Genomic DNA, 21108 nt, shown 5'->3' on the forward strand with positions numbered 1-21108 from the left:
GACGCGTCCACGGTGGATCGACGGCGAATCGACTCGGAAAATCGGTTGATCGGGCGGCCGACCGGTTCCTAGGGTGGGCGGTACACGAGAAGGGAGGTGGTTCGGCAGATGTATGAGAACCGGACGCGTGAGGTGGCTGCGGGCTAGCGGCCCGTCACCACACGGAGTGCGGTGCCGGACCAGTGCGTGACAGACGCGTGCAGCCGGCCCAATCCCAGCAGTCACCCGACCCGCGAGTCGCCGGTACGTCCGGCCGGCTCCTCCTTCCGGAGGAACCAGACTCGCGGGTCGTCTGCGTTCACGGGCCCCTGAGGGTCGGTCTGCCGGCGTCAGTTCGCCATGTCGGCGTAGCCCTCGATCTCGCGCGGGTCGCGGGAGCCGGGGCCGACGTAGCGGGCGGAGGGGCGGACCAGGCGGCCGGTGCGCTTCTGTTCCAGGATGTGCGCGGACCAGCCGGCCGTGCGGGCGCAGGTGAACATCGAGGTGAACATGTGCGCCGGGACCTCGGCGAAGTCCAGCATGATGGCCGCCCAGAACTCGACGTTGGTGGCCAGGACCCGGTCGGGGCGGCGGGCGTGGAGCTCGGCCAGGGCGGCCTTCTCCAGGGCCTCGGCGACCTCGAAGCGCGGGGCGCCCAGTTCGCGGGCGGTGCGGCGCAGGACGCGGGCGCGGGGGTCCTCGGCGCGGTAGACGCGGTGGCCGAAGCCCATGAGGCGCTCGCCCGCGTCGAGGGTCTTCTTGACGTAGGCCTCGGCGTCCCCGGTGCGCTCGATCTCCTCGATCATGTGCAGGACGCGGGAGGGGGCGCCGCCGTGCAGCGGGCCGGACATGGCGCCGACGGCTCCGGAGAGGGCGGCGGCCACGTCGGCGCCGGTGGAGGCGATGACGCGGGCGGTGAAGGTGGAGGCGTTCATGCCGTGCTCGGCGGCGGAGGTCCAGTAGGCGTCGACGGCGGCGACGTGCTTGGGGTCGGGTTCGCCGCGCCAGCGGATCATGAAGCGTTCGACGACGGACCGGGCCTTGTCGATCTCGCGCTGCGGGACCATGGGCAGGCCCTGGCCGCGGGCGGACTGGGCGACGTAGGACAGGGCCATGACGGCGGCGCGGGCGAGGTCGGCGCGGGCCTGCTCGGCGTCGATGTCGAGGAGGGGTTTGAGGCCCCAGACCGGCGCGAGCATGGCGAGGGCGGACTGGACGTCGACGCGGATGTCGCCGGAGTGGACGGGGATCGGGAAGGGTTCGGCGGGCGGCAGGCCGGGGTTGAAGGCGCCGTCGACGAGCAGGCCCCAGACGTTGCCGAAGGAGACGTGCCCGACGAGGTCCTCGATGTCGACGCCGCGGTAGCGGAGGGCGCCGCCTTCCTTGTCGGGTTCGGCGATCTCCGTCTCGAACGCGACGACTCCTTCGAGCCCGGGTACGAAGTCGGACATCAGGCGGCTCCTCGTGATCGTATGTGTGGCGACCGGCCCGTCTCGGATCACCGGGTCCTGCGGATCCACGGTCGTACGACGACTCGCGGTCCTGGTCTGCGGTCACCCCTGTGATGCCCCGTCCGGCCGGAGGTCATCCAACCGGGACGGGACCAGCACGATATCTCCGAGTGCCACCTTTGGGGAGGGGTCGCGGCACTGAGTGCCACATGGTGACGAAGGACGCAGTGGAGGGCGCGGTGGATACGGCAGGATGGCCGGTGTGACCGACCGCGATGCCGTCCCCTTCGATCTCGCCTCGATGCGCAAGCAGTACCGGGCCGAGGGGCTTTCCGAGTCCGAGCTGGCCGCCACGCCCGTGGAGCAGTTCGCGCGCTGGTTCAAGCAGGCCGCGACGGAGGGCGGACTGTTCGAGCCGAACGCCATGGTCGTCTCCACGGCGGACGCCGAGGGCCGGCCCAGTTCCCGCACGGTGCTGCTGAAGCACTTCGACGAGCAGGGGTTCGTCTTCTACACCAACTACGACTCCCGCAAGGGGCGCGAGCTGGACGAGAACCCGCACGCCTCGCTGCTGTTCCCGTGGCATCCGATGGCCCGGCAGGTCATCGTGACGGGGACGGCGCGGCGCACCGGGCGGGACGAGACCGCCGGGTACTTCCGGACGAGGCCGCACGGCTCGCAGCTGGGCGCGTGGGCCAGCGCCCAGTCCTCGGTGGTGGCGGGCCGGGACGCCCTGGACGCCGCGTACGCCGAGCTGGCGGCGCGCTATCCGGAGGGCGAGCGGGTGCCGGTGCCGCCGCACTGGGGCGGGTTCCGGGTGGTGCCGGACGCGGTGGAGTTCTGGCAGGGGCGGGAGAACCGGCTGCACGACCGGCTGCGGTACGTGGCGGAGGGGGACGGGAAGTGGCGGGTGGAGCGGCTCAGTCCGTGACGCGCCGCCGCTGGAAACGCCCCACCCGTACGCCGTGCGGTGGCCGTCGAGGAGTGTGTTCACACACCGCCCGGTCGGGCGGTCGGCGGGATCACCGTACGTCGGCCTCCGGCCCCGGAAGCTCACGCTTCCCCCTGCTCCCCCGTCCCACCTGGGTCCGCACCGCCCCCATGCTGGCCGCGATGACCAGGGCGATGGCGGCGGACTGAGCGGCGGACAGGGCCTGGTCGAGGACGAGGAATCCGGCCGCCGCGGCGATGGCGGGCTCCAGGCTCATGAGGATGGCGAAGGTGGGTGCGGGCAGCCGGCGCAGGGCGAGGAGTTCGAGGGTGTAGGGCAGCACGGAGGAGAGCAGGGCGACCCCGGCGCCCAGCGCGAGCGTGGACGGTTCGATGAGCTTGCCGCCCGACTCGGCGATGCCCAGCGGCAGGAACAGCACCGCCCCGACCGCCATCGCGAGGGCCAGCCCGTCGGCCTGCGGGAAGCGGCGGCCCGTACGGGCGCTGAAGACGATGTACGCCGCCCACATCACGCCCGCCCCCAGCGCGAAGGCGGCACCGGCCGGGTCGAGGCTGTCGAAGCCTCCGCCGCCGAGGAGGAAGACGCCGGCGAGGGCGAGCGCGGCCCAGACCAGGTTGATCGCGCGGCGGGAGGCGAAGACGGACAGGGCGAGCGGGCCGAGCACCTCCAGGGTGACGGCGGGGCCGAGGGGGATGCGGTCGACGGCCTGGTAGAAGAGGCCGTTCATGCCGGCCATGGCGATACCGAAGACGACGACCGTTCCCCAGTCGGCCCGGGAGTGGCCGCGCAGCCGGGGCCTGCAGACGAGCAGCAGGACGACGGCGGCCACGGCCAGCCGCAGGGTCACCACGCCGAGCGCACCGGCCCGGGGCATGAGGCTCACCGCCAGTGCGGCGCCGAACTGCACGGAGAGGCCACCGGCGAGGACCAGGCCGACCGGTCCCAGGGTGCCGCGGCCGCTCGGGGCGCCCGTCGGGGCGGACGGAAACCCCGGGCCCGTCCCGGATGCGGCGGCGGCCGGGGTGGACGGGGTGGCGGCGCTGGGGGTGGTCACGGGGCCTTCCTGGGGGCTTGGCACGGGAACGGGACTCCTGCCGGGCGTCGGGCGGCGCACTGCACCTGCACTGCGCCTGCACTGCACCGACCGCTCCAGGGTAATGACCTCCGGACAGGACCGTGCAATGTTTACGCACCTGACGATGGGTCCCTCGCCCCGCCCGGGTCAACCCCGTCCGGCATCCGGACCGGACGCCCTGCCCTCCGGGCCGGTGACGCCGGGCCGGTGACGCCGGGCCGGGCACCGCCGCCGTCGGCGAGGCCGGGGCGGGACGGGGCGGGGCGGGGCGGGGCGGGGCGGGACGCGAACGAGTGCGGGGGGACGGCCGGTCGGCCGGGCGCCGCGGCGGGTACCGTCCCCTTGGCTGATGCCGCTGCCCGCCGCCCCACCACCACACTCCCGAGGTCCCGTGCGACGACTCCTTGCCCGTCTCTGGCGGCTCCTGCGCCCCTTCCAGAGCCGCGTCATGTGGTTCCTGAACGCCAAGTTCGTCGTCGGCGTGACCGGCGTCGTGCGCGACGACGAGGGGCGCGTCCTGCTGCTGAAGCACCGGATGTGGCCGCCGGGCCGCCAGTGGGGTCTGCCGAGCGGCTTCGCGCACAAGGGCGAGGACTTCCGGCAGACCGTGGTCCGCGAGGTCAGGGAGGAAACGAACCTCGACGTGGAGGCGGGCCGCCTGGTCATGCTGAACAGCGGCTTCCGCACCCGCCTCGAAGTGGCCTACGAGGCCCGTCTGCTGGGCGGCGAGCTGCGCATCGACCCGTTCGAGATCCTGGAGGCCCGCTGGTGCCGCCCGGACGAACTCCCCGAGGGCGTCCAGCCGGTGTGCCATCCGCTGATACGGGGCGAGACGGTGCCCTGAACCGCCCACGCGGACGGTGTCGAGAACGTGCTCTCCCGATCGACGTGAGGGTGAAGGCAGCACACCCCACGACCTCGGGAGCACCCCTCATGACCGTGACCGCGGACCTGGCCATCACCCTCGACGGCTACGTCGCCGGCCCGAACGTCACCCTCGACAACCCGGGCGGCGACGGCGCCGAACCGGTCTTCGACTGGATCCACACCCTGGCGAGCTGGCGGGAGCGCCAGGGCATGTCCGGCGGGGTGGAGAACCGCGACTCGGAGCTGATCCGCGAGTGGTTCGACGCCACCGGAGCCGTGGTCATGGGCCGGATGATGTACGACACGGGCGAGGAGTTCTGGGGCGACAACCCGCCGTTCCGCACCCCGGTCTTCGTCCTCACCCACCGGCCCCGCCCCACCCTGGTGAAGGAGGGCGGCACCACCTTCACCTTCGTCACCGACGGCATCCACAGTGCCCTGGAGCAGGCGAAGGCCGCCGCCGGGGACCGGAACGTCGACATCGCGGGCGGGGCGAGCACGGTGCGGCAGTACCTCGGAGCCGGGCTCATCGACGAACTCCAGCTGCACGTGGTGCCCGTGCTCCTCGGCGACGGGCTGCGCCTCTTCGAGGGGCCGGGCGCGGTGCGGCACGGCCTCGAACAGCTCAGGGTCGTCGAGACGCCCCTGGCCACCCACCTGAAGTACCGCTTTCCGAAGTGACCCGTCCGGACCGGCCGGGCGACTTCCAGTAGCCGTACGACGGCCGTACGACAGCCGAACGACCGGACGCCGCCGGTCAGCCCATGCTTTTGGCACCGTCCAGGGACTCGCGGATGATGTCGGCATGGCCGGCGTGCTGGGCGGTCTCGGCGACGATGTGCATCAGCACCCGGCGGGCCGACCACTGCCTGTCGGCCTCGAACCACGGGGCCTTCGGCAACGGCTGCGTGGCCCCCAGGTCGGGCAGCGTGGCGACCAGTTCGTCGGTCCGGCGGGCCGCCTCGGCGTAGTCGGCCAGGACGCCGGCCAGCGTCTCACCGGGCAGCAACCGGAACTCGTCGGCCCGCTGGGCCCAGTCGGCCTCGGTCATGGCCGTGAAGTCTCCCATCGCCGACGGGCCGGTCACGATGAAGTCCGCCCAGCTCCGCTCGACCGAGGACACGTGCTTGATCAAGCCGCCCAGGCAGAGCTCACTCGCGGTGGTCCGGAGTCCGGCCTGCTCGTCGGTGAGGTCACGGGTGGTGAAGCGCAGGAAGTGCCGTTGGTGGGCCAGCATCTCCAGCAGGTCGGCGCGCTCACCGGTGACGGCCGGGGCCTCGGCCGGGTCGCCGGTGGTCAGGTCGCCGGTGGTCAGGTCGCCGGTGGTCAGGTCGCGGGTGGTCGACTCGTCGAGAGTGGTCATGGTCTCCGCCTTCCGGTGTTCTGCTCCGTCGGTCGAGACCACGCTATGAGTCATATAGGTCCGATCGTGTCCTAGATCACCCGTGGCGGCGAGGACGGAGGCGCCTGGAGGGCGATCCCACCGCCGCCCATCAGCAGGGGTATCCCGGCATCGTCCTGGGTGAGGTACTGGCACCGGCCAACCCCCGTCCCGTACGCGACCTCGACACTCCCGCCCCCGCTCCCGCCCTTCACACTCCCCATCGAGCCGAAGGCCAGGTCGGCATGACCGTCACCGTCGAAATCGGCGGCGCCCTCCGGGGCGGGCCGTCCCGACGCGGGCGCGGCGGTGGCGGGGGCCGGGGCCCGGCACGCGTACGGCGCGGCGAGGCCGGCCGGCTCGCTGTTCGCGGTCACCACACCCACGGCGACCGCCAACGCGACGACGGCCGCCCCACCGCCGATCACCCAGGGTCGCTTGCCGATGCGTCGCCGTGGCGCTTCCGCTCGATCGTCCGAACCGTCCACACGGACGATCACGCTCCGGCCGCGCCACGCGGTTCCGATCACGCACCCGGGCCGGGCCCCTCGCCTTCCGCCGCCGTCCGCTCCGCGACGAAGGAGCCGAGGCCGGGCTCCGTGTAAGTCAGCCCCTCCTCGCGCAGCGCCCGCAGGACCTTGTGCGCCGTCGCGTTGGCGATCCCGAACTCCGCGGTGAGCTGTACGACGGAAGGCACGCGTGTACGCGGCGGGTAGGTGCCGTCGGCGATGCGGCCGCGCACCACCTCGGCGACCTGACGCCAGCGGGGGATGTCGGGAACGAACTCGATCACCGATTCAGCATGAGCATTCTTGGCGCGATAGGCGATACGTAGAATCCCTAGCATGCTTAGAATGCTTCGAGTAACGTGCAGAGCTGTCAGACCCCCGCGACGGGTGGAGCCGTCCGGGGGCACGGCCACCAGCTGTACCTGATCGGAGCTGATGACATGACCGACCTTATCGGCCGCCTCGTCGAACGGCTGATGCCCAAACCCCGTGGCACCCACCGCCACGCCGGCCGCCCGCACCCGGCGGCCCGCCCCGCACCGCACCATCCGGCCGCAGCCGGCGTCATCCCCCTCCCCACCCACCGCAGCCCGTACAGCCTGCCCACCACCCTCGACGGCACCGAGACCGTGGCCGTACGCCCGTACCTCCTCGCGTGCGCGCCGTACGAACTGGAGGTGGCGGCATGACCCGACCACCCGAGCCGCGTCTGCTGCCCTGGGCCGGCCCCGAGGGCAAGCCCTGCTACCTGATCACCGACAACGACGGCGGGCCCGTGTCACGGCTGGCCGACACCACCGAGTCCACCCAGCTCGGCATGGGCGCCGAACTCCTCGGTCACGCCCGAGCCCTCCTCCCGGACACCCCGCACGGCGAGCTCCGCTTCCTCGCCGAGCGCCTCACCGAAGCCCTCGCGGACGCACTGCGGGTGGCCGACAGCCGAGGACGGAGGCTGCGCGGGCTCAACTGAGCGGGCCGAGGACACTCGGGCGGTTCTGTCCTCCGTTTCCGGGGACCGCCCCAGCCCCGGGGCGGCAGCCCTTGCAGGACAGGCACAGGTCGAGGGCGTCCCGGACCTCCGTACGGCCGGGGTCAGCCCAGGGACTTCCAGAAGTCGTACTGGTGGTCCTTCGCGAAGTCGACCGGGCGGATGCCGCCCGGCCCCGAAGCGAGCGACTGCGCGTTCAGCGCGGCCGGGGTGGTCGCCTTCCACGGGGCTTCGCCGCTGCGGGCGAAGTCGGACCAGATGCGGATCATCGCGTCGGACAGGGCCCGCTGGGCGTCGTCGAGCTGCTCGAACTCGGTGAGCTCGAAGAGGTAGGGGAGCTCGAAGGTGTGCGCGGCGCCCATCGGGAAGGAGGGCTTGGCGTACGTTTCGGCGTCGGCGTACCAGGGGGTCTCCCGGTCGGCGAACTCGTAGGTGTGGGTCCTGGCACCACCGCGGGCGAGCGCGCGGCCGGTGTCGACGGTGTACCGGGCCTGGCCGGCGTCGGTGAGGGCCGCCGACAGGGCGAGGGCCGCGCTGCCGTCGTACGCGGAGACGGGGTACCGGGCGGCGATGGCGGCGGCCTTCTCCGGGCCGAAGTCCTTCTCCAGGCGGTCGCGGTAGTCGACCTCGTCGAGGGTGGCCTGGGGGTCCTGGGTGGCGTACCTCTTGGCCAGCTCCGCCCCGTACACCATCGCGCGGTCCTCGTCGCGGTTGATGCCCTGCAGTACGGGCACCTTGTTGTACCGGCCGGTGGCGAAGGCCTCCTGCGGAGTGCGCGGCAGCAGCTCGCCGCCGTAGACCGGCCCGTACGGGAAGGGGCTCTGCCCGAAGTCGTACACCAGGTGCCCGGGGGCCGCCGTACGCCAGTCGGCCGTCCCGCCGCTGCCCGTGATCCTCTCCTCGATCGCCTCGGCGGCGTCCACGCCGTCGCCCAGGGCGTCGGCGCGCTCGCGCGTCGCACCGGGGCGCAGGCAGGCACCGCTCTGCAGGACGACCCGGTCGAAGAGGCCGGCCGAGGACGGGGCGACCAGATGCGCGCAGGTGCTGGTGGCCCCGGCGGACTCGCCGAAGAGCGTCACCTTCCGGGGGTCTCCGCCGAAGGCCGCGGCGTTGCGCTCCACCCAGCGCAGTGCCGCCTGCTGGTCGAGGAAGCCGTAGTTGCCGGACTCGCCCCGGCGTTCCAGGTCCGGGTGGGCCAGGTAGCCGAGGGCGCCGAGGCGGTAGTTGACCGTCACCACGATCACGTCGCCCTGGGCGGCCAGCCGCCGGGCGCCGTGCATGGCACCCGAGCCGTCGGTGTGGTCGCCACCGTGCAGGTAGACCATCACGGCCCGCGGCCTGTCGGACGCGGCGCGCGGCGTGGTGACGTCGACGAAGAGGCAGTCCTCGGTGGAGGACGCGGGACCGGCCGGCGGGACGGCCCCGGTCTGGGGGCAGGCGGCGCCCGGTTCGGTGGCGTCCCGCACCCCGTGCCAGCGTCTCGCGGGCGCCGGGGGAGCCCAGCGGCGTTCACCGGTGGGCGGGGCGGCGTACGGGATGCCCTGGAACGTGCGTACCGCGCCGGCGGCCGTCCCGCGCACCGGGCCCTTGTCGGTGCGTACGACGACCCGGTCGCCGTGTCCTGCCGCCGCGGCGGCGGTGCCCGCCGCGGCCACGGTGCCCGCGGTCACAGCGAGGGCGATGACTGTGTGCGCTGTCCTCTTCCACATGAGGCAGACACTAGGAAGTTGCGGATCTCGGCAGCAGCCGGGCAGCCACCGCCCCTGGGGTGGTGCCGGCACCACCCCGGAGCGTCCCGCGGGCCCTACCGGGCGACCCCTCCGCCGCCCATCAGAAAGCCCAGCCCCTCGGTGTCGTCGAAGGTCTCCCCGGACAGCCGGTTGACGCCCCCGGTGTCCGGGGAGACGAGGACCGTGTTCTCGTCCTGCGGTTCCTCACCGGGCACGCCCGGCGTGCCGTGGCCGGAGGTCGATCGGCACCCTGCCGAGCGGCCGGCCTCCCTCACTCCTGCCGACGCCCCACCGCCAGCAGATGCGAACTCGCGGCCAGCAACTCCGGGTACGGCTCGGCCATACGGGCGGCGGTGAGGACGGACTCGAACAGGCTCGACTCACGGAACGACTGGCCGGTGTTCCGCTCCGCCGCCGCCAGCAGCGACCAGGCAGGCCCCTCGATCCCGAAGACGTCCGCGCCGACGAAGCCTGCCGCCGCCACCTCGTCGCGCAACTGCTCCCCGCTGTGGAAGTACGCGGTGGTGAAAGCCTTCTTCCCGTCATGGATCTGAGTCGCGAGGATCGCCCCGATGCTCTCCCGCATCGGCTCCTCGTGCAGATGCGCGTACGCGGCGTGCTCGAAGAGGGACGCGTACCGGTTGATACCGGCGACCGCCAGCAGCCCGCCGGGCTTGAGCACGCGGCGGGCCTCTGCCAGCGCACGGTCCCGATCCGCCCGCTCCGGCAGGTGGTACATCGGGCCCAGCATGAGGACGACGTCGTAGGAACCGGCGTCGGCCATGAGGCTTCTGGCATCACCGAGTTCGACGCTCGCGCCCGTGGACCTGGCCTGTTCCACGTGCCGTGGAATGGGATCGACCAAGTGCACCGCGTACCCGTCTTCGACGAGCCACCGCGCGTGGGTGCCGGGACCGCCGCCGACGTCGAGCACGCGAACCGGTGCCGAGGGGAGGTGACGGCGCAGCAACTCCTGCGTACGTACCATCTCCAGATGCCCGTCGGCAGTGCTGCTCAGCCGGTCCGCCTCGTCGACGGCCTCGCTGTAGAACCTCACGATCTCCGGGGTTACCTCAAGGCTTGTCATCCGCGCATTCTGGTGACCGCCCGGCGAAGCGGTCCATACGGCGCGGACCTGCTGCTACGCCTCGCCGCTGCCGCCAGGCCGATGGGCCACGAAGGAACCGAGGCCGACCTCGGCGCGGATCAGCCCTTCCACTTTGAGATGGGCCAGCGCCTTCTGAGCAGTCGACGCGGCGATACCGAACTCGGCCGACAACTCGACCACCGACGGAACCCGAGCACCCACGGGATAGGTGCCGTCCGCGATACGCGCCTCGATGGCAGCGGCGACCTGCCGCCAGACGGGCCGGGTGCGGTCAAGCTCGGGAGTCATGCAGTGGACGCTAAAACTCTGCGGTAGACTGCGGTAGACCGAGTTGACGGCCCAACTGAAGACCCCCGCGACGGGTGGAGCCGTCCGGGGGCGTGGCCACCAGCCGAACCAGAAGGAGCTGATGACATGACCGAGCCTATCGGCCGCCTCGTCACGTGGTTGAGCCTGCTGCTCAGACCCCGAGGCACTCACCGCCGCACCAGCCTGCGACCGACGACCCGCACCGCACCGCACCACCCGGCCACCGTCGGCATGGTGCCCCTCCCCCTCCACCGCAGCCCCTACGGTCTCCCCTTCGTCCTCGACGGAGCCGAGACAGTGGCCGTACGCCCGTACGTCCTCGTAGACGCGCCGTACGAGCTGGAGGTGGCGGCATGACGCAACCACGCGAACCCCGCCTGCTCCCCTGGTCCGGCCCCGAGGGCAAGCCCTGTTACCTGATCACCGACGACGCCGGCGGCCCCGTCTCGCGGCTGGCCGACACCACGGAGTCCACCCAGCTCGGGATGGGCCTCGAACTCCTGGCCCACGCCCGCTGTCTCCTCCCGGACACCCCGCACGGCGAGCTCCGCCACCTCGCCGAGCGACTGGCGGAGTGCCTCGCCGACGTCCTGCGGGTGGCCGAGAGTCGCGGCCGGCGGCTGGAAGCCTTCGACTCGGCGAGCTGAGAAGCCGACGAGGGGTGGCGGCCCCGGCTCCTCCCCGGGGCCGCCCCGGCTCGGCCACATGTTGAGCGAGGGTGAGCCGCTGCCTCTACGGTGTCCGCGGGAAGGTTCACCGATCGGCTCGGAGATGCCATGGCGCCGCAGATGAAGTTGGCCGCGATCACCCTCGACTGCCCCGACCCGTCGACTTTGGCGGCGTTCTATCAGCAGGCCACCGGTCTTGAGCTCCACCCGGATACGGATGCCGACTTCGCGGGTCTCAACCGTGAGGACGGCCTCTTCATCGGATTCCAGCGGGTCGACGACTACCGGGCGCCGGTCTGGCCCGGCCAGAGCGTTCCCCAGCAGCTGCACCTCTGCTTCGACGTCGCGGACCTGGACGAGGCGGAGGCCCGGCTGCTGGAGCTGGGTGCGGGGAAGCCGGATCACCAGCCTCATGAGGCTGCCAGGGCGCGTGTACTCACCGACCCGGCCGGTCATCCCTTCTGCATCTGCCGGGGCTGATCAGCACTCTCCCCTGGCCGGCTGTGCCAGCTGGACCGGCAGGGGGCTCTCGGGCCCGCCGGTCCGCTCTCAGACGAGCGCGGTAAGTACATCAACCCGACTTCGTTCGCCCCTTCTTCGACCTCACCTGGCGGAGGGACCGCCGCCACCCGCCCGGCGCTCCGCCTCCAACGCCTCCGCCAGCACCTCCGCCAGATGCCGCCCCCGCACCCCGCCCAACTGCTCCAGCTGCGTCCGGCAGGAGAAGCCGTCCGCCAGGACCACCGCCCCGTCCGGCGCCTCGCGCACCGCCGGGAGCAGCTGGTCCTCCGCGCAGGCGGCCGACACCTCGTAGTGGCCCTTCTCGAAGCCGAAGTTGCCCGCGAGGCCGCAGCAGCCGCCGCTCAGCTCGCCGGTCAGGCCGGCTGCCTCGCGCAGGCGGCGGTCGGCCGCGTCGCCCAGGACCGCGTGCTGGTGGCAGTGGGTCTGACCGGTGGCCGGGCGGTCCACGGCGGGCGGGGTCCAGTCGGGGGCGTGGCGCTCCAGGGCCTCCGCGAAGGTCAGGACGCGGGCGGCGAGCCGGGCCGCCCGCGGGTCGTCGTGCAGCAGCTCGGGCAGGTCCGTGCGCAGGGCGGCGGCGCAGCTCGGTTCCAGGACGACGACCGGCGCGGACGTCTCCAGCATCGGGGCCATCAGGTCCAGGGTGTGGCGCATCACCGCGCGGGCGCGGTCCAGTTGGCCCGTGGAGACGTACGTCAGGCCGCAGCAGACCCGGCCCCGGCGGGCGGTCAGGAGCGAGGCCGCCGACCTCGACGTACCGTCACCGACCACGGCGCGTCCCCGCAGCGTCGGTGGCAGCACCACCCGCAGCCCCGCCGCCTCCAGCACCCGTACGGCCGCCCGGCCCACGGATGGTGAGAGGTGCTCGGTGAAGGTGTCGGGCCACAGGACCACCAGCTCGCCGGAGCCTGCGGCGACGGGCCGCCGCCCGCGCCACCACCGGCTGAACGTCTCCCGCGCCAGCCTCGGCACCTCCCGCTCACCCGCGATGCCGCCGAGCCGTTTCGCCACCGCCGCCAACGGCCGGACGGAGGCCAGTGCGTTGACGACCGGCGCCACCCGCGCCCGCGCCGCCCAGCGCAGCCACACGGGCAGCCACCCCATCGCGTAGTGGGCGGCGGGACGGCGGCGGCCGGCGTAGTGGTGGTGCAGGAACTCCGCCTTGTACGTGGCCATGTCGACGTCGACCGGGCAGTCGGAGCGGCAGCCCTTGCAGGACAGGCACAGGTCGAGGGCGTCGCGGACCTCCGTGGAGCGCCAGCCGTCGGTCACCAGCTCACCGGCGAGCATCTCGTGCAGCAGCCGGGCCCGTCCGCGGGTGGAGTGCGCCTCGTCCCCCGTCGCCCGGAACGACGGGCACATCACGCCCGAGCCGGCCACCGACGTCGTACGGCACTTGGCGACGCCGACGCAGCGCCGTACCGCCGCCGAGAAGTCGCCGCCGTCGGACGGATAGCCGAACGCCACGTCCACCGGCTCACGCGGCAGGACGGCGAAGCGGAGGTTCGCGTCGAGCGGGGCCGGGCGGACCAGCATCCCCGGGTTGAGGAGGTCGTCCGGGTCCCAGACGGCCTTCGCCCGCTCGAAGAGGGCGACGGTCTCCTCGCCGTACATCCTCGGCAGCAGTTCCGCCCGTGCCTGCCCGTCCCCGTGCTCCCCGGACAGCGAGCCGCCGTGCGCCACGACGAGGTCCGCCAGTTCCTCGGAGAAGCGGCGGAAGCGGGCGACGCCGGCCGCCGTCAGCAGGTCGAAGTCGATGCGTACGTGGATGCAGCCGTCGCCGAAGTGCCCGTACGGCGTGCCGCGCAGGCCGTGGGCGGCGAGCAGGCTCCGGAAGTCCCGCAGATAGTCGCCCAGCCGGGCCGGCGGCACCGCGCAGTCCTCCCACCCGGGCCACGCCTCCGCACCTCCCCCGGACCCCGTCCGGGAGGCGCCCACAGGCACCCGCGTCGCCGTACCGCTCGCGTCCTCCCGGATCCGCCACAGCGCCCGCTGCCCGGCCGGGTCGGTCACCACCAGGGCGTCCACGACGTCCGCCGCCCGGACCACCGCCTCCGCCCGCGCGCGTGCGTCCGCCTCCGTCTCCCCGCCCGTCTCCACGAACAGCCACGCCCCGCCCCGGGGCAGTCCCGCCGCGGCCGTCGGCGGCACCAGGTCCACCGCCATGCCCTCCACCGTCAGCGGCCCGAGCGGCAGCAGCCCGGCCGCCGCACGGGCCGCCCCGGACTCGTCGGCGTATCCGAGCACCGCCAGCGCCCGCGCGCGCGGCGCCTCGACCAGCCGGACCACCGCCTCGGTCAGCACGCCCAGCGTGCCCTCCGAACCGCAGAAGGAACGGGCCACGTCCGCGCCCCGCTCCGGCAGCAGCGCGTCCAGCGCGTATCCGGAGATACGGCGGGGCAGGTCGGGGAAGCCGGTGCGCAGGCGCGCCAGGTCGCCGTCGACCAGCTCGCGCAGGCCCTCCGGTGCCCCGGCCCAGTTCCGCCCGAGCCGCAGCCGCCGGCCGCGCGCGGTGAGCACCGTCAGCTCGCGCACACTGTCCGCCGTCGTGCCCCACGCCACCGAGTGGGAGCCGCACGAGTTGTTGCCGATCATTCCGCCGAGCGTGCACCGGCTGTGGGTGGACGGGTCGGGGCCGAAGCGCAGGCCGTGCGGGGCGGCGGCCCGCTGGAGGCCGTCGAGGACCAGACCCGGCTGGACGACGGCCGTGCGCGCCTCCGGGTCGAGCGAGACCAGCCGGTTCATGTGCCGGGTGAAGTCCAGGACGACGCCCGTGCCGGTCGCCTGCCCCGCGATCGACGTCCCCCCGCCCCGCGCCACCACCGGCACGCCCCGCGCCCGGCACACCTCCAGCACGGCCGCCACGTCGTCGGCGTCCACCGGCGCCACCACCCCGAGCGGGACCCGGCGGTAGTTGGACGCGTCCATGGTGGTCAGTGCCCGGGACGTGGTGTCGAATCCGACCTCGCCGCGTACGGCGCCGCGCAGTGCTGCCTCCAGATCGGTCATGTCCTCCAGCATGAGCGCTTGTGGCTTGGCACAGGTCCGCACGGCGGAGATCTCGTCTCATCGGACGGACATGTCTCCGTCCGGTTTGGCCGAGGGGATACGCTCCCGCACGTGGCTGAGATCCAGATTCCTGCTGACATCAAGCCCGCGGACGGTCGATTCGGCGCGGGTCCCTCCAAGGTGCGGGTGGAGGCGCTGGACGCCCTGGCCGCCACCGGTACGTCCCTCCTCGGCACCTCCCACCGCCAGGCCCCCGTCAAGAACCTGGTCGGCAAGGTCCGTGAGGGCATCTCCGAGCTGTTCCGGCTCCCCGACGGCTACGAGGTGGTCCTCGGCAACGGCGGCTCCACCGCGTTCTGGGACGTCGCGACCCACGGCCTGATCGAGAACAAGTCGCAGCACCTGAGCTTCGGCGAGTTCTCCTCCAAGTTCGCCAAGGCCGCCAAGCTCGCCCCGTGGCTGGCCGAGCCGACGGTCGTCTCCTCCGACCCGGGCACGCACCCCGAGGCGCGGGCCGAGGCCGGCGTGGACGTGTACGCGTTCACCCACAACGAGACCTCGACCGGTGTCGCCATGCCCGTCAAGCGCGTGGCCGGGGCCGACGAGGGCTCCCTCGTCCTGGTCGACGCGACGTCCGGCGCGGGCGGCCTGCCCGTGGACATCGCCGAGACCGACGTCTACTACTTCGCCCCGCAGAAGTCCTTCGCCTCCGACGGCGGCCTGTGGATCGGCGTCTTCTCCCCGGCCGCGATCGAGCGCGCCGAGCGGATCCACGCGAGCGGCCGGCACGTCCCGGAGTTCTTCTCGCTGCCGACGGCGATCGACAACTCCCGCAAGAACCAGACGTACAACACCCCGGCCCTCGCCACCCTGTTCCTGCTGAACGAGCAGCTGGAGTGGATGAACGGCCAGGGCGGCCTGGACTTCACCACCGGCCGCACCAAGGACTCCTCGTCCCGCCTGTACGCCTGGGCGGAGGAGGCCAAGTACGCCACCCCGTTCGTCTCGGACCCGGCCAAGCGCTCCCAGGTCATCGGCACCATCGACTTCTCCGACGACATCGACGCCGCCGCCGTCGCCAAGGTGCTGCGCGCCAACGGCGTCGTCGACACCGAGCCGTACCGCAAGCTCGGCCGCAACCAGCTGCGCGTCGCGATGTTCCCGGCGATCGACCCGGCGGACGTCGAGGCGCTGACCAAGTGCGTCGACTACGTGATCGAGAAGCTGTAGCAACAGCGGTCGTACGACGATGAGGGGCGCCCGGCGTTACGCCGGGCGCCCCTCATCGTTCCCCCGCCCTACCGGCTGAGCCGCTGGAAGCGCCGCACCGACAGCGGCAGGAAGATCGCCGTCAGCACCACCGGCCACACCCCGGCCATCAGCAGCGCGTGCTGTTCGACCCACGAGTCGCCGCCGCCCACCGGCGTGCCGAACAGCTCGCGGGCCGCGGCCGCCGTGGACGAGATGGGGTTCCAGGCGGCCACCCAGCCCAGCCAGTCCGGCATGAGCTGCGGGGCGACGAAGATGCTGGAGATCATCGTCAGCGGGAACGCCACCGCGAACAGACCGCCCGCCGCCTCCGGGTTCGGGACCAGCAGCCCCAGCCACACCCCGACCCAGATCAGCGCGAACCGGAGCCACAGCAGCAGCCCGAACGCGGCCAGGAAGTTCCAGCCCCCGTCCGGCCGCCAGCCCATGGCGAGCGCCGTCAGCACCAGGATCGTGAGCTCGGCGCAGGCGACGACCAGGTCGGTCACACCGCGCCCCGCCACCACCGCGGAGGAGGACATCGGCATGGAGCGGAACCGGTCGATGACGCCCTTGGTGGCGTCGTAGACGACGACGGTCGCGGTGTTGATGAAGCCGAACGCCATGGTCATCACGAACATGCCCGGCATCAGGAAGTCCTTGTAGTCCCCGCCGCCCGGCACGGTCATCGCGCTGCCGAAGACATAGCCGTAGAGGAGGACGGACAGGATCGGGAAACCGAGCTGCCAGACGATGTTGACGGGCTGGCGCTTGTAGTGGGTCAGGCCGCGGCGGACGATGTTGCCGCAGTCGGCGACCGCCCAGTACAGCCGCCCGCGGTCACGCGTGCCTCCCGTGGTCAGGTCCAGGGCGCTCATGCCGCCGCCTCCTGCTTCTCCGCACTCGTACGGTGTCCGGTCAGGCGCAGGAACACGTCGTCGAGGCTCGGCCTGCGCAGCCCGATGTCCTCCACCCGGACGCCCTCGTCCTGGAGGGTGCGCGCCACCTCGGTGAGCGCCGCCACCCGGTCGGTGACCGGGGCGTGCACCCGCAGCGTCTCCTCGTCGGCCTCGGGTTCGCCGTCACAGACGCGGGCGACCACCTTCACCACCCTCGGTATCTCGGCCCGCTCGGCGACCTGGACCTCGACGCGGTCGCCGCCGACCCGGTCCTTCAGCCCGTCCGGGGTGTCGTCGGCGATGGACCTGCCCCGGTCGATGACGGTGATGCGCGAGGCGAGCTTGTCGGCCTCCTCCAGGTACTGCGTGGTCAGCAGTACGGTCGTGCCGCTCGCCACCAGCGCCCGCACCGAGTCCCAGACCTCGCCGCGGCTGCGGGGGTCCAGGCCCGTCGTCGGCTCGTCCAGGAACAGGACGGCCGGGGCGAGGATCATCGACGCGGCGAGGTCGAGGCGGCGCCGCATGCCGCCGCTGTACTTGCCGACACCCCGGTCGGCGGCGTCGGTCAGGTCGAACTGCTCCAGCAGCTCGACGGCGCGGGCCCGGGCCCGCCGGCCGCCCAGGTGGAACAGGCGCCCGAACATCTCCAGGTTCTGCCGGCCGGTGAGCACCTCGTCCACGGCCGCGTACTGCCCGGTGAGGCCGATCCGCGCCCGTACCCCGCGCGCCTGCCGCCCGACGTCGAGGCCGGCCACCACCGCCCGTCCCCCGTCCAGCCGGACCAGCGTGGACAGGATGCGCACGGCCGTGGTCTTGCCGGCGCCGTTCGGCCCCAGCAGGCCGTGCACGGTGCCCTCGCGGACGGCCAGGTCGAAGCCGTCGAGGGCGCGTTTGTCGCCGTACCGCTTCTCCAGGCCCTCGGCCCGTACCGCGTACGCGTCGCTCATGGGTCCCCCTCTCACTCCCTCACTGAGTACACCGTACCCGATTACGAGTACACCGTACCCAGTTCGACGCGTACGCCGTACCCAATTTTCTGCCGCGGATTTAAACTGACCGCATGGCAAGCGGCACGGAGAGCAGCGGCAGCGGCGACATCGGCCGCACCCTCGACCTGTTGTGGGACACCGGCAAGCGGCCCAGCCGGGGACCCAAACCGGGTCTGACGCTGGAGCGGATCGTCGAGACCGCCGTCGAGGTCGCGGACCGGGACGGACTGGGCGCGGTCTCGATGCGCCGGATCGCCACCGAGCTGGGCACCGGGACCATGTCCCTGTACCGCTACGTCCCCGGCAAGGGCGAGCTGATCGACCTGATGCTGGACCGCGTGCAGCGCCCGTCCGAGAACCCCGGCGACCTCGGCGGCCTCGGCGACGGCGACTGGCGCACCGCGCTGGAGGAGCTCGGCCGCGCCACCCTCGCCCTCTACCGCCGCCACACCTGGCTGCTGGAGGTCAACCAGTCCCGCCCGATCCTCGGCCCGAGCGCCCTGGACGGCTTGGAGAAGGTGCTCACCCGGATCAAACCGATGGGCCTGACCGACCCCGAGCTGGTGTCGGCGATCATCATGATCGACGGGTACGTCGTCGGCGCCGCCCGCACGCAGGTGCACGGGGAGGAGGCCGAGCGAAGTTCCGGACTGACGGACGCACAGTTCTGGCAGGCCCAGGAGCCGGCGCTGGAGAAGGCCATGGCCAGCGGCCGCTACCCGGTCCTGGCCTCCCTCTCCGAGGACACCTTCGGCACCGGCTTCGACCACTTCGAGTTCGGCCTGCAGCGCATCCTGGACGGGCTGGAGGTACTGGTGGCCGCGCGGCGCGCGGCGTCCGGCTCAGCGGCGGCGGAAGAGCCGTCGTAGCCCGAAGAACGCGGCGCCGCACGCGACGACCAGCCCGACCGTCCCGATCTTGAGGGTGTCCCCGCCGGACCCGCCGGACCCGTCATCCCCTCCGGAGCCCCCACCGGAGGCGCCGGAACCCGCCCCGCCCGACCCGCCGCCGCCCCCGGGCGCGTCCTGGGCCTTCACGGGGCTGCTCTCGCCCTCCATTCCGAGCAGCAGCTTCTCGCCGTCGGTGGTGTAGGTGACGGACTCGCCCTGCCCGAGCGGCACGCTGATCCGCCCCTTGCGCTCGATCTTCCCGCCGTTCCAGTCGTACCAGATGCCCCCCATGTAGCCGCGCACGGCGAGCCGCTCGCCGTCCGGGGAGAAGGCGGCGTCGGTGGCCCAGAGCTCGACGGGGGCGGCACGCCGGAAGACGTTGGTGCCGGAGGCGGACAGCTTCTCCGGGCCCTCGTACAGGTGCCCGCCGTCCTCCTTCTTGTCGATGACGTAGACCCGCCCGGTCTTCGGGTGGACGACCATCGACTCCGCGTCACGGGCGCCGTCCGCGTACTTCACGACGTACTGCGTCGCCTTGACCGTCTGGTCCTTGAGCTCCTCCGGCTCGGGCAGCTCGTAGATCCACACGTGCGGCCAGGTGCCGCCGAGGTTGTCGCCGATGTCACCGACGAAGATCCGGTTGCCGGGCCCGATCGAGATCGCCTCGACGTCGCGGGGCGTACCGACGCCGGAGAGCGCGACGCGGGCGACGGTCTCGCCGGTGGAGCCGTCCACGGCGTAGAGGTACGGCCCGGTGTCCTGGTCGTTGTGCGTCCAGTAGATGCCGGGGTGCAGGCGGGAGGCGGCGAGGCCGCTGGACTCGGTGATGCGCGGGTCCTTGATCGTGAAGCCGTCGCTCCCGGCGACCCCGTCGGCGGCGGAGGCGGGCACGGCGAACACGCCCACGAGAAGGGCCGAGGCAAGGAGGGCGAAAGAACGGCGCATGCGCCAAGACTGCCATCCCGCACGGGCGTTCACGGTACGGGCCTCCCAGGTGGTCGGGCTCACATCGCGCCGACCAGGCCCATCGTCCATGATGAGCGGATGCTCAGGTTCATGTTTGTCGGTGACTCCATGACGATCGGGAGCGCGGGCGAACACACGTGGCGCTACCGGATGTGGCAGCACCTGCGCGACTCCTACGGCCGTCCCTTCGCGATCGTCGGCCCCCGCGAGACGCTGCACGACCAGTCAACGGACGCCCCCACCTCGTACGCCTACGCCGACCCCGACTTCCCCCGCGCCCACCTGGCCGGCTGGGGCGAGGGCTGGCACCACATGACCCCGCTGATAGGCGAGACGGTACGCGCCTGCCGCGCGGACGTGCTCCTGGTCTCGCTCGGCCTGATCGACCTCGGCTTCTACACGAACGCGGAGCAGACGGCCGCCAACGTCCGGGCCTTCGTCGCCGAGGCGCGCTCGGCCAACCCGCGCGTGCGCACGGCCGTGATGCCGGTGATCCCCAACATCCGCGTGGAGGCCGACGCGTCCTTCGCCGAGCAGGTCACCCGCTTCAACGAACTCCTCGTGAAGACCACCGCCGACCTCGACGAACCCCGCTCCTCGCTGCTCCTGGTCCCACCACCGGTGTCGTACGACTTCCACACGGACACGTACGACGGCACGCATCCCAACGAGAGCGGCGAGCACAAGATCGCGGAGGCCTTCGCGGAGGCGATGGACGAGGAGTGGGGGCTGGGCGGGCCCTACTCCCCCGCCCCGTAGGCCGTCTCCGCCACCCCGTAGGCCGTCTCCGCCACCCCGTGGACCGTCTCTCCCACCCCGTGGACCGTCTCTCCCACCCCGTGGGCCGCCCGGACCACCCGGGCCAAGTGGTCGGTACTGTCCCGCTCTGGCATATGCGCGTCCTCCCGTGTCCTGGTCGCCGTGCGTATCGTTGTGCCGCGCGGCTGTACTCGTCGTTGGGGCAGCCGGGGAGAAGCGCCACGATGACCGTCCTCGAAGACAGGATCGCCATGGCCGACGCCAACACGGAACGCTTGGACGAATGGTTCGAGCGCCTGGAGCGGATGCCCGTCCCCGAAGGATTTAGGGTCGAGATCGTCGGGGGCAACGTCCACATGACACCGCAGCGCGACACGCACTGGGCGATCATCCGCCGGATCGTACGGCCCATCGAGGACCGGTTCGGCATGGACGTACTGGTCCTCTCGGACGTCCGCATCGACTTCCCCGGCCACGAGAACGGCTTCTGCCCGGACGTGGCCAAACTTCGCGACGGAGCGAAGCAGGACGACACGGGCCACTGGCGTCACGAGGACGTCGAATTCGTCGCCGAGGTCATCTCCCAGGGCACCGCCGCCAACGACTACGGTCCCAAGAAGCTCGCGTACGCCGCCGCCGAGGTCCCCCTCTACCTCATCGCCGACCCGTACCAGGGCCGCTGCCACATCTTCACGCAGCCCAAGGACGGCGACTACACGACCGAGACCCGGGTCGCCTTCGGGCAGGAGCTGGATCTCACGGACACCGTTCTCGGCCTCACGCTCAGGACCGACGCCTTCCCCCGCGACTGA

The 21108-nt window shown here is 72.4% G+C and carries 25 protein-coding genes; 12 read left to right on the forward strand and 13 right to left on the reverse strand.

The window, feature by feature from the left end; translation table 11 throughout:
- Positions 1 to 329: 329 nt before the first annotated feature.
- Positions 330 to 1430: a citrate synthase 2 gene (locus tag ACZ7G3_RS21260; protein ID WP_470927503.1), complete on the reverse strand. Its 1101-nt coding sequence runs from the start codon at positions 1428 to 1430 to the stop codon at positions 330 to 332.
- A 253-nt stretch (positions 1431 to 1683) separates the two neighbouring features.
- Between ACZ7G3_RS21260 and pdxH the strand changes: the two genes are divergently transcribed.
- On the forward strand, positions 1684 to 2361 hold the full coding sequence (pdxH, locus tag ACZ7G3_RS21265; RefSeq protein WP_470927505.1) for a pyridoxamine 5'-phosphate oxidase: 678 nt from the start codon (positions 1684 to 1686) through the stop codon (positions 2359 to 2361).
- Between the two features lie 91 nt (positions 2362 to 2452).
- Here the strand turns inward: pdxH and ACZ7G3_RS21270 are convergent, their stop codons facing one another.
- On the reverse strand, positions 2453 to 3436 hold the full coding sequence (locus tag ACZ7G3_RS21270) for an EamA family transporter (protein ID WP_470927507.1): 984 nt from the start codon (positions 3434 to 3436) through the stop codon (positions 2453 to 2455).
- Between the two features lie 412 nt (positions 3437 to 3848).
- Between ACZ7G3_RS21270 and ACZ7G3_RS21275 the strand changes: the two genes are divergently transcribed.
- Complete coding sequence (locus ACZ7G3_RS21275) at positions 3849 to 4301, forward strand: NUDIX hydrolase (protein WP_470927509.1); 453 nt, start codon at positions 3849 to 3851, stop codon at positions 4299 to 4301.
- An 89-nt stretch (positions 4302 to 4390) separates the two neighbouring features.
- Positions 4391 to 5005 (forward strand): dihydrofolate reductase family protein, encoded by a 615-nt coding sequence (locus ACZ7G3_RS21280; protein ID WP_426555660.1) that lies wholly within the window; start codon positions 4391 to 4393, stop codon positions 5003 to 5005.
- Between the two features lie 76 nt (positions 5006 to 5081).
- Here the strand turns inward: ACZ7G3_RS21280 and ACZ7G3_RS21285 are convergent, their stop codons facing one another.
- The 3 genes from ACZ7G3_RS21285 to ACZ7G3_RS21295 form a co-directional block, all read right to left on the reverse strand.
- Positions 5082 to 5561, reverse strand: a complete 480-nt coding sequence (locus ACZ7G3_RS21285) for a DinB family protein (protein WP_470927699.1) — start codon at positions 5559 to 5561, stop codon at positions 5082 to 5084.
- Positions 5562 to 5758: 197 nt separating this feature from the next.
- Positions 5759 to 6235 (reverse strand): hypothetical protein, encoded by a 477-nt coding sequence (locus ACZ7G3_RS21290; protein WP_470927511.1) that lies wholly within the window; start codon positions 6233 to 6235, stop codon positions 5759 to 5761.
- A complete protein-coding gene (locus ACZ7G3_RS21295) occupies positions 6232 to 6498 on the reverse strand; it encodes a GntR family transcriptional regulator (RefSeq protein WP_470927513.1) in 267 nt (88 codons plus the stop codon). The genes ACZ7G3_RS21290 and ACZ7G3_RS21295 overlap by 4 nt, the downstream gene beginning before the upstream one ends.
- A gap of 156 nt (positions 6499 to 6654) precedes the next feature.
- Between ACZ7G3_RS21295 and ACZ7G3_RS21300 the strand changes: the two genes are divergently transcribed.
- A complete protein-coding gene (locus ACZ7G3_RS21300; RefSeq protein WP_470927515.1) occupies positions 6655 to 6903 on the forward strand; it encodes a hypothetical protein in 249 nt (82 codons plus the stop codon).
- On the forward strand, positions 6900 to 7184 hold the full coding sequence (locus ACZ7G3_RS21305) for a hypothetical protein (protein ID WP_470927517.1): 285 nt from the start codon (positions 6900 to 6902) through the stop codon (positions 7182 to 7184). Before ACZ7G3_RS21300 ends, ACZ7G3_RS21305 begins: the two co-directional genes overlap by 4 nt.
- Positions 7185 to 7306: 122 nt before the next feature.
- Here the strand turns inward: ACZ7G3_RS21305 and ACZ7G3_RS21310 are convergent, their stop codons facing one another.
- From ACZ7G3_RS21310 to ACZ7G3_RS21325, 4 genes are all read right to left on the reverse strand, one after another.
- Positions 7307 to 8911: a carboxylesterase/lipase family protein gene (locus tag ACZ7G3_RS21310; protein ID WP_470927519.1), complete on the reverse strand. Its 1605-nt coding sequence runs from the start codon at positions 8909 to 8911 to the stop codon at positions 7307 to 7309.
- A gap of 95 nt (positions 8912 to 9006) precedes the next feature.
- Positions 9007 to 9147, reverse strand: a complete 141-nt coding sequence (locus tag ACZ7G3_RS21315; protein WP_426555656.1) for a hypothetical protein — start codon at positions 9145 to 9147, stop codon at positions 9007 to 9009.
- Positions 9148 to 9203: 56 nt separating this feature from the next.
- Positions 9204 to 10019, reverse strand: a complete 816-nt coding sequence (locus tag ACZ7G3_RS21320; protein WP_470927521.1) for a class I SAM-dependent methyltransferase — start codon at positions 10017 to 10019, stop codon at positions 9204 to 9206.
- Positions 10020 to 10073: 54 nt separating this feature from the next.
- Complete coding sequence (locus ACZ7G3_RS21325; RefSeq protein WP_279565479.1) at positions 10074 to 10328, reverse strand: GntR family transcriptional regulator; 255 nt, start codon at positions 10326 to 10328, stop codon at positions 10074 to 10076.
- A gap of 126 nt (positions 10329 to 10454) precedes the next feature.
- Here ACZ7G3_RS21325 and ACZ7G3_RS21330 point away from each other — a divergent pair, with 126 nt between their 5' ends.
- The 3 genes from ACZ7G3_RS21330 to ACZ7G3_RS21340 all read left to right on the forward strand — a co-directional run bounded on the left by ACZ7G3_RS21330 (position 10455) and on the right by ACZ7G3_RS21340 (position 11497).
- Entirely contained in the window at positions 10455 to 10706 is a 252-nt protein-coding gene (locus tag ACZ7G3_RS21330; RefSeq protein ID WP_470927523.1) for a hypothetical protein, read from the forward strand.
- Positions 10703 to 10996, forward strand: coding sequence for a hypothetical protein (locus ACZ7G3_RS21335; protein WP_470927525.1), 294 nt, complete (start codon positions 10703 to 10705; stop codon positions 10994 to 10996). Before ACZ7G3_RS21330 ends, ACZ7G3_RS21335 begins: the two co-directional genes overlap by 4 nt.
- A 129-nt stretch (positions 10997 to 11125) precedes the next feature.
- Positions 11126 to 11497: a VOC family protein gene (locus tag ACZ7G3_RS21340; protein ID WP_426520482.1), complete on the forward strand. Its 372-nt coding sequence runs from the start codon at positions 11126 to 11128 to the stop codon at positions 11495 to 11497.
- A gap of 123 nt (positions 11498 to 11620) precedes the next feature.
- On the opposite strand, the gene ACZ7G3_RS21345 is transcribed toward ACZ7G3_RS21340, so the two are convergent.
- Entirely contained in the window at positions 11621 to 14545 is a 2925-nt protein-coding gene (locus ACZ7G3_RS21345) for an FAD-binding and (Fe-S)-binding domain-containing protein (protein WP_470927527.1), read from the reverse strand.
- 111 nt (positions 14546 to 14656) lie between these two features.
- Between ACZ7G3_RS21345 and serC the strand changes: the two genes are divergently transcribed.
- Complete coding sequence (gene serC, locus ACZ7G3_RS21350; RefSeq protein WP_426596776.1) at positions 14657 to 15775, forward strand: phosphoserine transaminase; 1119 nt, start codon at positions 14657 to 14659, stop codon at positions 15773 to 15775.
- Positions 15776 to 15843: 68 nt separating this feature from the next.
- Here the strand turns inward: serC and ACZ7G3_RS21355 are convergent, their stop codons facing one another.
- Together ACZ7G3_RS21355 and ACZ7G3_RS21360 are read right to left on the reverse strand one after the other, a co-directional pair.
- Complete coding sequence (locus tag ACZ7G3_RS21355; RefSeq protein ID WP_470927529.1) at positions 15844 to 16671, reverse strand: ABC transporter permease; 828 nt, start codon at positions 16669 to 16671, stop codon at positions 15844 to 15846.
- The gene (locus ACZ7G3_RS21360; RefSeq protein WP_470927531.1) at positions 16668 to 17639 is read right to left on the reverse strand and encodes an ATP-binding cassette domain-containing protein; all 972 of its coding nucleotides are present in this window, start codon (positions 17637 to 17639) and stop codon (positions 16668 to 16670) included. Before ACZ7G3_RS21360 ends, ACZ7G3_RS21355 begins: the two co-directional genes overlap by 4 nt.
- Positions 17640 to 17752: 113 nt before the next feature.
- Between ACZ7G3_RS21360 and ACZ7G3_RS21365 the strand changes: the two genes are divergently transcribed.
- Positions 17753 to 18550, forward strand: coding sequence for a TetR/AcrR family transcriptional regulator (locus ACZ7G3_RS21365; protein WP_470927533.1), 798 nt, complete (start codon positions 17753 to 17755; stop codon positions 18548 to 18550).
- Here ACZ7G3_RS21365 and ACZ7G3_RS21370 read toward each other — a convergent pair.
- On the reverse strand, positions 18524 to 19516 hold the full coding sequence (locus ACZ7G3_RS21370; RefSeq protein WP_470927535.1) for a WD40 repeat domain-containing protein: 993 nt from the start codon (positions 19514 to 19516) through the stop codon (positions 18524 to 18526). The genes ACZ7G3_RS21365 and ACZ7G3_RS21370 overlap by 27 nt on opposite strands.
- Before the next feature lie 99 nt (positions 19517 to 19615).
- Between ACZ7G3_RS21370 and ACZ7G3_RS21375 the strand changes: the two genes are divergently transcribed.
- Together ACZ7G3_RS21375 and ACZ7G3_RS21380 are read left to right on the forward strand one after the other, a co-directional pair.
- Positions 19616 to 20296 (forward strand): GDSL-type esterase/lipase family protein, encoded by a 681-nt coding sequence (locus tag ACZ7G3_RS21375; protein ID WP_470927537.1) that lies wholly within the window; start codon positions 19616 to 19618, stop codon positions 20294 to 20296.
- Positions 20297 to 20520: 224 nt separating this feature from the next.
- Positions 20521 to 21108, forward strand: coding sequence for a Uma2 family endonuclease (locus tag ACZ7G3_RS21380; protein WP_470927539.1), 588 nt, complete (start codon positions 20521 to 20523; stop codon positions 21106 to 21108).

This window comes from Streptomyces sp. NPDC037271 (assembly GCF_055603605.1).

Bases quoted from the DNA above. Each gene is read 5' to 3' on its own strand.
- pdxH (WP_470927505.1), top strand. From the start codon at position 1,684: ATGGCCGGTGTGACCGACCGCGATGCCGTCCCCTTCGATCTCGCCTCG.
- ACZ7G3_RS21305 (WP_470927517.1), top strand. From the start codon at position 6,900: ATGACCCGACCACCCGAGCCGCGTCTGCTGCCCTGGGCCGGCCCCGAG.
- ACZ7G3_RS21325 (WP_279565479.1), bottom strand. From the start codon at position 10,328: ATGACTCCCGAGCTTGACCGCACCCGGCCCGTCTGGCGGCAGGTCGCC.
- ACZ7G3_RS21335 (WP_470927525.1), top strand. From the start codon at position 10,703: ATGACGCAACCACGCGAACCCCGCCTGCTCCCCTGGTCCGGCCCCGAG.
- ACZ7G3_RS21310 (WP_470927519.1), bottom strand. From the start codon at position 8,911: ATGTGGAAGAGGACAGCGCACACAGTCATCGCCCTCGCTGTGACCGCG.
- ACZ7G3_RS21330 (WP_470927523.1), top strand. From the start codon at position 10,455: ATGACCGAGCCTATCGGCCGCCTCGTCACGTGGTTGAGCCTGCTGCTC.
- ACZ7G3_RS21345 (WP_470927527.1), bottom strand. From the start codon at position 14,545: ATGACCGATCTGGAGGCAGCACTGCGCGGCGCCGTACGCGGCGAGGTC.
- ACZ7G3_RS21355 (WP_470927529.1), bottom strand. From the start codon at position 16,671: ATGAGCGCCCTGGACCTGACCACGGGAGGCACGCGTGACCGCGGGCGG.
- ACZ7G3_RS21260 (WP_470927503.1), bottom strand. From the start codon at position 1,430: ATGTCCGACTTCGTACCCGGGCTCGAAGGAGTCGTCGCGTTCGAGACG.
- ACZ7G3_RS21370 (WP_470927535.1), bottom strand. From the start codon at position 19,516: ATGCGCCGTTCTTTCGCCCTCCTTGCCTCGGCCCTTCTCGTGGGCGTG.
- ACZ7G3_RS21285 (WP_470927699.1), bottom strand. From the start codon at position 5,561: ATGCTGGCCCACCAACGGCACTTCCTGCGCTTCACCACCCGTGACCTC.
- ACZ7G3_RS21365 (WP_470927533.1), top strand. From the start codon at position 17,753: ATGGCAAGCGGCACGGAGAGCAGCGGCAGCGGCGACATCGGCCGCACC.
- ACZ7G3_RS21360 (WP_470927531.1), bottom strand. From the start codon at position 17,639: ATGAGCGACGCGTACGCGGTACGGGCCGAGGGCCTGGAGAAGCGGTAC.
- ACZ7G3_RS21375 (WP_470927537.1), top strand. From the start codon at position 19,616: ATGCTCAGGTTCATGTTTGTCGGTGACTCCATGACGATCGGGAGCGCG.
- ACZ7G3_RS21380 (WP_470927539.1), top strand. From the start codon at position 20,521: ATGACCGTCCTCGAAGACAGGATCGCCATGGCCGACGCCAACACGGAA.
- ACZ7G3_RS21340 (WP_426520482.1), top strand. From the start codon at position 11,126: ATGGCGCCGCAGATGAAGTTGGCCGCGATCACCCTCGACTGCCCCGAC.
- ACZ7G3_RS21300 (WP_470927515.1), top strand. From the start codon at position 6,655: ATGACCGACCTTATCGGCCGCCTCGTCGAACGGCTGATGCCCAAACCC.
- ACZ7G3_RS21320 (WP_470927521.1), bottom strand. From the start codon at position 10,019: ATGACAAGCCTTGAGGTAACCCCGGAGATCGTGAGGTTCTACAGCGAG.
- ACZ7G3_RS21280 (WP_426555660.1), top strand. From the start codon at position 4,391: ATGACCGTGACCGCGGACCTGGCCATCACCCTCGACGGCTACGTCGCC.